Here is an 11,798-nt window from a genome sequence, read left to right as displayed (position 1 = left end):
CCTCGTCTGCCGGGTGGTGGGCCAGCACCGCAGCACCCAGCGTCATCCCGGCAAGGTTGTCTCGATTGAGGAGGCCAAGCTCCGGGAGATCGCAGCGGATCACATCCGCTGGGGCCGCCGGATGGCCTACCGCCTCCTGCGGCGCGAGTGCTGGACGGTGAACCACAAGCGGGTGCAACGGCTCTGGCGGGAGGAAGGCCTGCAACGGCCCACTCCCAGGAAGCGCAAGCGGGCCCGGCCCGCCGACGGCTCAGTGCGGCGCCACCGGGCCGAGCATCCCCACCAGGTGTGGGCCATGGACTTCCAGTTCGACGCCACCGCCGATGGCCGCAGGCTCAAGTTCCTGAACGTGATCGACGAGCACAGCCGCCTCTGCCTGGCGATCCGGGTGGGGAGGCGGTGCAAGGCCAAGGACGTGGTGACGGTGCTGGAGGAGCTCACCAGCCTCTACCCGGCGCGAGCGTTCATCCGGTCCGATAACGGGCCGGAGTTCATTGCGCAGGCTCTACGGGATTGGTGTGAGGCCAGCACCACCACCAGCACGGCCTACATCGCACCGGGATCCCCATGGGAGAACGGATTCGCAGAGTCGTTCAATGGCCGGTTCCGGGATGAGTTCCTCAACACCGAGCTGTTCACCACAGCCCCAGAGGCTCAGATCCTGGCCGATCGCTGGCGCTGGGACTACAACTCGCTCAGGCCGCATTCGGCCCTCCAGGGGCGTACGCCCCTGGAAGCAGCTCAACAGGGAGCTGCCGCATGACCACATCCACCCACTCTCATAAGGCCTGGACCGATAAAGGGGGTCACGTCACCTGGCCTCAGCAATATCCTCAACATCCCCTCGCCCAGTGTCATACATCACACCAAGATGCAATTAGCAGCTTCAAGGCCCTGTTCAGCTGCTTTGCGATACCACTTCACGGCCTAGGCATCAGCGTTTGGGGCCACTCCTCGTCCATTGTGATACAAAGCGCCGAGATTGCATTGGGCATTGGCATCGTCTTGTTCAGCTGCCCTGCGAAAAAGGTTGAAGACCTCGTTATCTTCCGTAGCTAGTGGGTGTCCAATTTCACTCTTAATATTGAGCGTCTGCTGTGTATCTGGATTAACCTGGTTTACAGCGCCCTAGGCTAAGCCTTGCCCAGTTTATGCATCAAGGCGAGCTTGGTTATCGCTTGTGCATCGTCCTGTTCGGCAGCCTTGCGATACCACCTCACAGCTTCGGCTTCGTCCTGATCTACCCCTCGGCCCATCTCATACATCAGGCCGAGATTAGATTGTGCCTCTGCAATGCCCTGTCCGGCGGCCTTGCTATACCACTTCAAGGCCTCGGCATCGTTCTGACCTACCCCTTGGCCATTGTCGTACATCACCCCGAGATTGAATTGCGCGGCTGCATTGCCCTGCTCAGCAGCCTTGCGATACCACAGCACCGCCTCGGCATCATCCTGCTCTACCCCTTCTCCATTGCCATACATTAGTCCGAGATAGAACTGGGCAGCTGCATGGCCTTGTTCGGCGGCCTTGCGATACCACTTCACTGCCTCGGCATCATCTTCATCTACCCCTTCTCCATTGTCATACATCACTCCGAGATAGAACTGCGCAGCTGCATGGCCTTGCTCGGCGGCCTTGCGATACCACTTCACTGCCTCGGCAGCATCTTCATCTACCCCTTCTCCATTGTTATACATGACACCAATTTTGAATTGTGCCCTTACATGGCCTTGTTCGGCGGCCTTGCGATACCACTTCACCGCTTCGGCGTTGTCCTGAGCTACCCCCTGGCCACTGGCATTAATCATGCCGAGATTGTATTGCGCGTCAGCATCCCCCTGCTCAGCGGCCTTGCGATACCACGTCACCGCCTCGGCGGCGTCTTGAGCCAGCCCTCGGCCCTCTAAATACATCCCAGCGAGATTGATTTGCGCCATTGCATGGCCTAGTTCGGCGGCCTTGCGGTACCACAGCACCGCCTCGGCATTATCCTGATCTACCCCTTTCCCATTGGCATAGATCACACCGAGATTGAATTGCGCCCTTGCATAGCCTTGTTGAGCAGCCTTGCGAAGCCACTTCGCCGATTCAGCGTCGTCTTGAGCGACTCCTTGTCCATTAGCATACATCAGGCCGAGATTGAATTGTGCGTCTGGATCCCCCTGATCGGCAGCCTTGCGATACCACTTCACTGCCTCGGCATAATCTTGTTCTAGCCCTCTCCCGTTGGCATACATCACGCCGAGATTGAATTGGGCAATTGCATCACCCTTCTCGGCTGCGTTCCGATATCTCTTCACCTTCTCTGCATTTGAGTCTTTACTGATAGAGGATCCACTTTCGAATCCCCACGTCACCACATCTTCAAGTCGTTCGAAGCGGAGACTGTTCGGGTCGTCTGCTAAATACTCCACGAGTCCGCTGTTCCGTGAACGCTCGATGACGGGCCACTGAACCTCGAGGATCGTCGCCGCGATGTCGAGATAGAAGCCGCAATCATGATCAGGCTGGTGCTCAAAGATTGAAGCCGCGGATCCATCCACATTGAGCAGAGTCCATTCGCGCCACCGTGGATTCATTGGCCCCGGACTCTTGACGGGATCAGGCGACCATCCCCGCGCCACGGTGTGCGGCACCGAGGCGAGGTTATCCGCACTGACGCCTAACTGAAAGCAACTGTCGGCGTCCGCGATGGAAAGCCCTTCGAGTTCGACGCACATGGGGCCATTCATGCCATTGGCAAGGACGACCCACGGCACATACCAATACACATGGTTCCACTTATGGTACGGTTCGAAGTGTTCAAGCACCTCCGGCGGGATCCACAACGGGATAACCCTATCCGCCCTGATCCGCGCACAGATTGCATCACAGGCCTTGCGCGAAAGAATGCGATGCGGCACCTGCCCCACCGCGTCACCCCCCAACCGGTTCACATCGAGATACGATCCGCCCGCTTGCAGCAGAGCGCTGTCTTCCTTCACCGCCGCTTGCCATCCTTCTGGTAACGAGCGGCCGAGGCGCACATCCGTGACATCGGCGTGGCTGGGGTCGCCATCGACCTTAGGGGCATTGATCTGGGTTGCCACCGGCTTGGAGTTGCTGAATACAACTGTTGAGTACTTGGGGTGATTCCTGATTTCATCAGCGATGATTTGGTCACCATCCTTATCAAAGAGATAACAATCAAAATCCATGGCATCTTCCTTGCTATCGATCGTGTAGGTGAACTCACTTGAATGAGGATCAAGGGTAACGGCAAAGTCTGTTATGGAATGCACTTCCATCACAAAAGAGCCATTGAAACAGCTCTTCAGAAATGTCAGGCAATAATCGCCATCATCATTGGCAAAGAAGTAGGGCTCTTCTTCCTCCCACGGCCTTTGATTGGCAATGGTGACAATGCCGCAATCGGAGTAATCGTCGCAATTAATCCCATAGACTGTCACCTTCTTCATGATCAAGTATCTGTTCGTCAGGGTGATTGGCTGTATGCCTCCAAGGTACTTATCGCTCTGATCCGGTATTGGCTGAAAGACGTAATCCCAGGATTCATCGAATCCTTCGCAAGGATCAAATAGCTCCTCATGTCCATCACTGTAGAAGCGATAGGAGGAGCCTTCAAGCTCAAGAAAGACTTCGTGCCACTGGCGTATCTGAACCTTGATGGGATACAGATTGGGACTTATGTTCTCTTGAAGAACCCTTTCCCAATTGCGGTCGGAGAATGCTGGCATCAGTACGGGAAACTCTTCATCGTATTCAATCTCATCTTCGTCGCCATCTTCCTGCTGACTTTCTTCGATTTCTTTCAGCGAAGTGACAAGGATGTAGCAGTAGTTGCAGATGCTCGTGAGATTGAGTATTGGCATGGTTTGATGACCAGCTAATGGACGAGGGAGTAGTTCGACAACTTGTTGAGTGAAGACCGATACTTGTATATACTGGCTATTCGTTTGTGGATTGCAGCTGTTATTCGAGGACTCCCACTTGCTGTCTAGCAAGATACCTACGGACCGAATCTCTGTCTTTATGAACTGTTACAGTCCTGGAGCCTCCGCCGAGCCCAGGTCTTTGCCAACTCAACATCTTCCTTATGGCGACTAACGCCAAGACGTCGAGTTCAATCTGAAGTAGCCAAGCTGTAGTGTGGTGTGATTGGCTGCTCCGACGAGCCACAATCAGTCCTTTTTGGAACAGTTAGAAGCACCAACGGCCTTTGAAGCCTTAGCAGTGGAGATTGAGCCTGTGCTCTCGAGGGGGATGAACTGTGTGGTTGTCTTCTCGTTAATCGCAAACGCAAAGCAACCCACGTTTGCCTCAAAGCGATATCGCCACCATAGAGGAGACAATTATCTGGTCAGAAGACTCCCGCTATCCGGAGCCTGTGGGCCCTCATGCAAGAGTGGGCTTTGCCCGGATCTCTTGGCTTCGCATTCCTTTGCCTTACTGCACTCCTCAGCTGTTGCCCATCAATCGGCACAGTCGATTGAGCTGGATCACCTCCTCCACCTGGGTGGCGATGCCACTGGCGAGCGAGGGGCTGCCCACCACGATCGACAGGCATTGCCCCCGGCTGATCGCCACATTGAGCCGATGGGGGTCGAGCAGGAACCCCAGCCCTCGCGGTGCCAACATTGCATCGGAGGAGGTGAGCGAATGGATCGCCACCGCAGCCTCCAGGCCCTGGAACTTATCGACAGTGCCGATGCGGGCCTCAGGGCCCAGCCGCCGCCTCAGACGGGCAACCTGCACGTTGTAGGGAGCCGTGATCAGGATTTCGCTCCAATCGAGAACCCCTGATTCGAGCCCGGCGCGGCTCGCTCGCCGGAAGGGCTGACCCCGCAGCGCCGCCATCAGGGCCGCCACCTGCTCCACCTCCTCATCGGAGCCGGTGCTGTTGTCGCTGTGAAGGACCGGCTGGAACAGCAGTCCCTGGGCCGCCCCGCTCCACTCCACCCGGTTGGCCGCATTGGCGGGGGCTGCCGTCAGTTCTCCTTCGTAGAAGAGCTCGGACACCACCTGCGCCAGCGGCGGCGCCATGCGCCAGCTGGTGGCCAGGAACACGCCCCGATCCGGTGGGACGACGGCGTGCTGCTCCATCACGTAGTCCAGGCAGGAAAGACCGCTGTCTCCCGGGTGAGCGGCGCGGGTGGGCTGGCTGAGCTGCTGCTGATCCCCCACCACCAGGATGTTGCGTGCACAGAACGCCATCGCCAGCAGATTGGCCAGTGACACCTGGCCGGCCTCGTCGATCACCAGCAGATCAAAGGGGTCACCCTCATGTTTGGCGAACACGAAGACCGTGCCTCCCACCACCGCCATCTCCGGCATGAGGTGCTTCTGCTGCACGCAGGAGATCGCTGTGCCTTCAACACCCTCCTCGTCTTCGGGCCGAGCGGTGCTGCCGGTGCACTTCACCACCCTTGCCTTGTTGCCATTGATCTCCATCGCCGCCTGGCACCGCCTCAACAGGTGATTGATCGCCGGATGGCTGTTGGAGCTCACGGCAATCCGCTGGCCCCGGGCCGCCAGCTGTGCGATCAGCTCAGCGGTGACGGTGGTCTTTCCGGTGCCCGGTGGGCCTTGCAACGCCAGGGCCACACCGTTGGCGGTGGCCAGGAACCCCGCCAGCTCAGCTGGGGTGCGGCCCGGATCCTGGCGTGTCCGTGCGTTGATCGGCTCCAGCTCTGGCATCGTCCGGCGCTCCAGCAGATGCTGCATCGCTGCCGGCAATGGCTCCTTCGCATCCACCCAGCCGCTGGCCTGACGGGCCAGATGGGCCCTCAGGTGCTGGCTGATGTCGGGCGGAAACAGGACCAGGTCCGTACGCGCCGGGAGAGAGATCGGGCGGCCGGCGTCAGCGCGCTCACGTTCCTTTTTGCCGGGGAGCTTCAGCACAACCTTTCCGTCGTCATCGTCCAGCTCTGCGGCCAGGGAAAGCTCCTCTTCAGGCAGGTAGAGCCGCAGCAGGTTGCCGCTTGTATTCCGGAGTTTGAGCGGCTGCTCGGTGTCGAAGCGGTAGGTGAGTTCCTTGTGGGTTGCGCGAGCTGTCTCCTTCTCCTCGATGGACTCCAGGGTGGCGGCGGCAATCACCTCGGCATCGGCAAAGCGTTCGTCGGGGTTCTGCTCCAGCCGCTCGAAGAAAGCCCACCACTCCACCTTGCGCTCGCGTAAATGGAACGGCAGCAGCTGAGCCAGAAGGCGGTGCAAGCGAATGCTCAGCCCCCGAGGCCCCGGTTCCGCCTCGGCTGCCTTGATGGCTTCCTCAGCCTGTTCATCCACACCTGGAGGCGGTGGCTGGAGCGTATCCCTCCGTTCTGCTGGCAATTCCCTCAGCAAGACCTCGGAGGTCCGCAACAGGGTTTCGATCGCCTCACGGTTGCGCCTGGCCTGGGGGCTCTCTGCAGCGTCTCCTGCACCGAACTCGGCCGCTTCCTCAAGCCGGCCAGGCAGCACGAGAGGCTGATCTGGTAAATCCAGCAGCCGTCGCTGCTCCAGCAGAAAGTCATGCAGCCTGGCGGTGGAGACACAGTCATCACGGTTGTAATCCTCGATGGCCTGCAGACGTGGGCTACCGGCGGGCACTTCACCAGGGATCTGTGATTCACCTGAACGCTGCCATTCGGCGTATTGAACGACAGAATCCGCAGCCGTTTCCACGGCGCCCTCACGGGCCGGCTGGTAGAGAAGCTCCACCTTCTTGATGGAATAACTCGGCGCTCCCAGCAACAGGCTATGGCGCACGATCGGATAGAGGTCCACCAGCACCCCCTCGCTGAGCCACTGATCGATCAGGCGTTCACGGGTCTGATGGCGTGAGGCGAGGGTGCCGAGGGCTGTTTTCTCATAACTGGCGTAGTGGTAGACGTGCAGGGCGGGATGGCGCTGCCGACGTTCGGCGATCCAATCAACCAGTCCTTCAAAGGCTGCCTTCTCTGCCGGCGGGTCATGGGCCCACCAGGCCTTGAAGGCAATGTCAGTGCTGCCTGAATCGCGGAAGCACACCCCGAAGAGGTACTCGAGCTTGGTGTTGGTGATCGGATCGGGGTAGCCCTCCATGTCGAACCACACATCCCCCGGATCAGCCGCCGGCAGGGCCGCCAGGCCACGCTCCTGCTGATCCACAGGACGAACCCGGTAGGCCGGACGGCCATCGGCCTGGGCTGGCACGGTCTGGATCTCGGCCTGCTCACGCAGGCGCTCGAGAATCTCTGGATCCAGTCCGCTGACACTGGAGCCAGGTGCCAACGCCGCCAGAGCATCGATCGTGGGAATGCCGGCCGCACGCAACTTGGCGCGCTGCGTGCGGCGCATTCCGGCGACCAGGATCAGGTCCTTCTTCTCCTCCAGCCGCTGGTCGATGAATGCCGTCCACAGGCCGTGGTCCCCTGGTTCGTCTTCTGGCTCGCCCAACGGATCGAAACCGGCGCGGAAGTCGCGGTAGCGCTGGCGTAGCTGTTCGTACCAGGCCCAAAAGGTGGAGCTGGAGTAGCTACGGAAGCGCTTGCCCCCGAGATACAGGCGAAATTCCTCAGCACGGTGGCCCAGCAACGGCTCCAGAAGTTCGCAGTAGGCACAGGCCTGCACCAGGTAGATCGGCTTGGGATGGCTGGAGAGCTTGCACTCGATCGGCAGATAGCTCCAGCCACCCAGCCGTGAGTTTGTGTCGTCAACACGCTGGAGCAGGTCGGCCCAGCCGCGCATCTCGCCATTGCGCAGTGCCGCCTGATGAATGAACTGGCGACCTTCGCGCATGGCCTCCAGGGTGTTGGCGTAGTCCTGCTCCTGGGGTGGGCCATCGGGATCCACAGGCTTCTGCCGATGAACATCCGCCCCTTCGGCTTCCAGATCAGCCAGCAGAACCTGCTCATGCTCAACTCCAGAAGCGAACAGCAGCTCATCGAGGCTGGACACATCCGGGCGCTGCTGCGTGAAGAGCCTCTGGGCAGCCAGCTCCTCCCACCAAGCCCCGATCACCGGGCTGCGGCTGAACAGAGCCAGCTGGGAGGGGGTGATCAGGCGGCCAGGCATGGACATGTGGGGGCAGCGACGGACGGAGTGGAGCGGATGAGCTCACTCCAGATCGACGTTTTCCAGCAGCACGCGCGCGCGATAGAGCCGATCAGCATCCACAGCCCAGCTGACGATCTGGGAGTGCTTGGCGTCGGCGTCGTCCTGCATCTCCTTCACCACGTCATCGTGGAAAGACTCGAGGTGGCGCACGATCGCCACGGCGATCTGCTGATCCTCGCCAGCGGTGGTGTCGAGATTGCCGATCAGCTCGAGCGCCTTCTCCACCTTAGGGCTCGGGGAGCGTTCAGGCTTCTGAGGTCGTTGCTCCTGGCTCTGCATGTCAAACAACTGCTGGGGGCTGGAGGGTGTAGTGGGCATCAGGGGCAGATCTGTCAAGTCGACTCCCATTTCCGGGTGCAGGCCTTCGCAGGGATCAAGGGGCACGCCATTGCGGAATCGGTAACGGGCGTTCCCGCTCCTGGGGTCAAAAGGTTTGTCCATCTCTGGCTCGATGTCGCTACCACCCGAATCTACGAGCACCGCCGCAGCTGCATCCCCGCCAGCGAAGGATGAGATAGATCTGCTGAGCTCAGCTCCTGGCATCAGCGCTCCATCCATGGTCGACACCTCTCTCGTGGGACAGGGTGGGAGTTAAAAGCGAAAAGTGACACCCCCTCGCCCCAGCCCCCCCCCCGCTGAGAAGCCCACTACAACGCGCGCTGATCCACTCCAGGCACGAACCTTCAACCTAGCAGTCGTAAGCAGTGTCGAGCCATTGCGCGTTCGCTACGCTCCTCTCCGAGGGATTTGGTGGAGCGCCTGTTGTGGATGCCTGTGAGGAGGGATAATGGAGGTTCACGCATGCTGGGCCTTGTGCCTAGGCGGGGCACAAGGCCTGCCAAGATCAAGGTCAACACTTGCCGGTGCCAGACCTTGATTAAATACCCACCAGAAAACAATCTCGTCAGTATGAACACTGTGAACAACGTCAGAAAGAGGGTGTGCAAATTCTGCGGGGAAGAGGCACCAAGAGATCATTGGAGACCTTTTACCTGGATCGAAAAGCACGAGGAAGTCTGCAAGGAGAATCCTAAAAACAAATGACTAAGAAAAAGACTGAGGCTCGTTATGGATACAGCGTCTCTCACTCAACCAAAGAAATCCGTGTCACGGACAGAGTATCTTCACTATTGTACCACGCCAGAATCATGATCGACCTACATAAGCTTTACCCGGATTATCAAGTCGTGTATGGATCAAAACCATTGGGACATGAGGCTTCAAATTAGTCGGAAAGAAGTTATTCGATTCCGAGGGATCCAAGGGAGTGGTCTTACTGCTAATCCCAGTGATGTGATTCACGGATCCTGGACCCAAGCCACCCTGTGGCGCACGCCCTGCTAAACTTAGAAAACTCGGATGCCGCGTCCCGATTGCAAGCCAACATCAGAACCGGCTTTCCAATGTGAATATAATGAAAACTACTGAACTGCCAACATGTAGATTCTGTGATAAGGAGCCACCAAGAGGACATTGGAGGCCTTGGACCTGGGTTGAGAAACATGAGGACATCTGTGCCAGGAATCCTGCCAATCCCCCCAAGTCCCAAGCGAATACATCACTAAGTTTCACGAAGCTGATTTGACTGTAATACCAGTTTGGCAACCCTGTCACCCAGATCTCCACCAGGATGGACGCTAGATGAGTGAGAACTAGGAAAAGGCTCTCTTCCAAGGTGCATGGCATCTTCGCTTAGGACTTAATATTGCAGGCTTTAAGTGCTTTCTTGGAGTTTCCAGAGTTCGTTGTATTGTAGGGAGATTTTGGCCTTGGTTGAGGCACTGCTCGCCGGTGCTCAGCTTGCGGATGATCTCACCTTGTGCTTCTCGGCAACGGATTAGGGGGCTTCTCTTGAAGGCTCTTGCCAACAGGTAAGCTGCCATATGGACTGGTTCATTTTCCTGGGTCCACATTTGGCCCACCACAATAGGGACTGAGTTGACCAAAGGGATCTATTCTAAAGTTGTACTAGTCACTCATGAGCATGGAGATCTCATGATCCCGCAGATATAATTACCTAGTGCTACCGGATAACAGATCCAGCATATTCAGAACGCAGTAGCTGTTCAAGCCATTGTTTCACCGGGTTTCCCTAAGCAGTCTGAATCACAAGCTGCCTGCGCTGTAGCCAGCTCCCCTTAGTCGGTGGCCATTGCTAACATGGACGAGAAAGCGAGGCTGACCTGCCTTGTCCTTCATGTAATCATTGCGCAAGCTATCAGATGCCTTCCATGAGCGATCTCAGCGATGACTATCTCAGAAACGTCTACATGGACCACTGTGCCCGCCTGATGTCGATGCAAAAGCTGTTCCGACACAATTCCGATGCTAGAGAAGTCGAACAGTTGGTGTTCAAGGCCTGTGAGGAGCTGCAGGCTGTTTTGGAACCACACATGACGCCGGATGAACGTCAATCGCTAAGCGATCGCCTTGCCTATGCCCAGGCCTGATCACGGGCTTCCGGCATGTCCACAACCATGCAAGGCCTGACGATCACGATTCATCATGCTCGGCTGATCGCCATGCTGAGATTGGTTTGGTCTAGTTTGAATCTCACCTCCCAGGGACCGCTATAGCGGCGTCGAGGTCATCGAATTCTGCAGGCTTGGGTCATTGGGTTCTCTTAGGGCGACACTGTCTCAAGAGGAGATCGAACTGCACAAGGCGGACCTTGAGACGCTGCCTCGTACGTCTATGTCTTTTAATGCAATGGTCTATATGTGAAATCTTGCCATGGCGAGTGACTCTCATCGAATCCCCGATCTTCCAGGCATCAATTCGGTGCAACAGCCGCGCGAAACAATCAGTCTAAAGCCGAATTGTATCGACGACCATGGGAATCCCATTACTGCACGGCAATCGTCAAGCGCCTTCCCTGACGCCATCGAATACAGCGCAAGGTTCGGCCAAAGCCCTTGCAGCAGTGGCGGGCCCTTGGGTCTGTGTGCAGCGATAGGGCTTTTGGTCGGCGTTTCATCCATGGCTTCCCCAAGTCTATGAACGATCAATAGGCTACAATAAAATTGCAAACAGAGTCAGTTTCGTGTATTCGCTTCCCGTTGAACAAACTACTCTTAGGCAGTTTGTTGTCTATGTTACAACGGTTTCTGGAGAAGAGACCATCTATTCGATATTTCAAGATCCAAATGAAGGAGATCACCCAGGAATGACCGCTGTCAAGTGGCTAGACGAAGATCTAGCAGAAGAGGATAGCGATGACGAATCGACTGGAGAATATGATGTAAGGGAATACGGTGCATTGGACGGCGTTGAAGGCAATAACGAAGCGAAAGCCAACGAAAGCCTTGATCGCTATTATGGCAAGCAAGTCTTTCTTAAAGGAGATAGACTATACTTTGACTCACTCGAGTACGCCTTTCTTCCAGTTTCAATGGATGGCTTTGCTTCCATCGAGGAGTATAATTCTGAGAATGGCCTCGATTTGCGGCAGCATAACGAAGATGAGGTGATCAGACTTCTTGGGTCAGATTGAGAAGTTTAAGGCTTATTATTCATACTTCAGGCTCATTGGTTCGTCCGCGGAGCAGCTCAACGAGCTGCTTCTGAGTTCAACGCCAGCCGAGAGCTGAATGCTCCCTAACCCGGTTTTGGAGCGAGAGGTAGCGGGGCAGCCAGCTCCTCCCACCAGGCCCCAATCACCGGGCTGCGGCTGAACAGAGCCAGCTGGGAGGGGGTGATCAGGCGGCCAGGCATGGACATGT

At 57.3% G+C, this 11,798-nt stretch carries 6 protein-coding genes; 3 read left to right on the top strand and 3 right to left on the bottom strand.

Features of this window, described 5'->3' with window-relative positions; all coding sequences use genetic code 11:
* Positions 1-763: IS3 family transposase (locus L107_RS05290; protein ID WP_159816817.1), on the top strand; the 763-nt coding region annotated here is incomplete at its 5' end.
* A gap of 370 nt (positions 764-1,133) precedes the next feature.
* Here the strand turns inward: L107_RS05290 and L107_RS16910 are convergent.
* The 3 genes from L107_RS16910 to L107_RS05260 all read right to left on the bottom strand — a co-directional run bounded on the left by L107_RS16910 (position 1,134) and on the right by L107_RS05260 (position 8,301).
* Complete coding sequence (locus L107_RS16910; RefSeq protein WP_304523539.1) at positions 1,134-4,004, bottom strand: tetratricopeptide repeat protein; 2,871 nt, start codon at positions 4,002-4,004, stop codon at positions 1,134-1,136.
* A gap of 454 nt (positions 4,005-4,458) precedes the next feature.
* Positions 4,459-7,917 carry a TM0106 family RecB-like putative nuclease gene (locus tag L107_RS05265; RefSeq protein WP_236550522.1) on the bottom strand — a complete coding sequence of 1,153 codons (3,459 nt, stop codon included), beginning with the start codon at positions 7,915-7,917 and terminating at the stop codon, positions 4,459-4,461.
* Between the two features lie 159 nt (positions 7,918-8,076).
* Positions 8,077-8,301, bottom strand: coding sequence for a hypothetical protein (locus tag L107_RS05260; RefSeq protein WP_159816813.1), 225 nt, complete (start codon positions 8,299-8,301; stop codon positions 8,077-8,079).
* Between the two features lie 2,006 nt (positions 8,302-10,307).
* Between L107_RS05260 and L107_RS05255 the strand changes: the two genes are divergently transcribed.
* Positions 10,308-10,526 carry a hypothetical protein gene (locus L107_RS05255; RefSeq protein ID WP_159816811.1) on the top strand — a complete coding sequence of 73 codons (219 nt, stop codon included), beginning with the start codon at positions 10,308-10,310 and terminating at the stop codon, positions 10,524-10,526.
* A gap of 593 nt (positions 10,527-11,119) precedes the next feature.
* The gene (locus tag L107_RS05250; RefSeq protein ID WP_159816809.1) at positions 11,120-11,569 is read left to right on the top strand and encodes a hypothetical protein; all 450 of its coding nucleotides are present in this window, start codon (positions 11,120-11,122) and stop codon (positions 11,567-11,569) included.
* Positions 11,570-11,798: the final 229 nt, after the last annotated feature.

It is taken from the genome of Cyanobium sp. Copco_Reservoir_LC18 (assembly GCF_009834675.1).
GTDB classification, from domain to species: Bacteria; Cyanobacteriota; Cyanobacteriia; order PCC-6307; family Cyanobiaceae; genus Cyanobium; species Cyanobium minutissimum.
This window is presented reverse-complemented; position numbering and strand designations above follow the sequence as displayed.

Coding starts and splice junctions, on each gene's coding strand:
- L107_RS05255 (WP_159816811.1), top strand. CDS start 10,308: ATGAGCGATCTCAGCGATGACTATCTCAGAAACGTCTACATGGACCAC.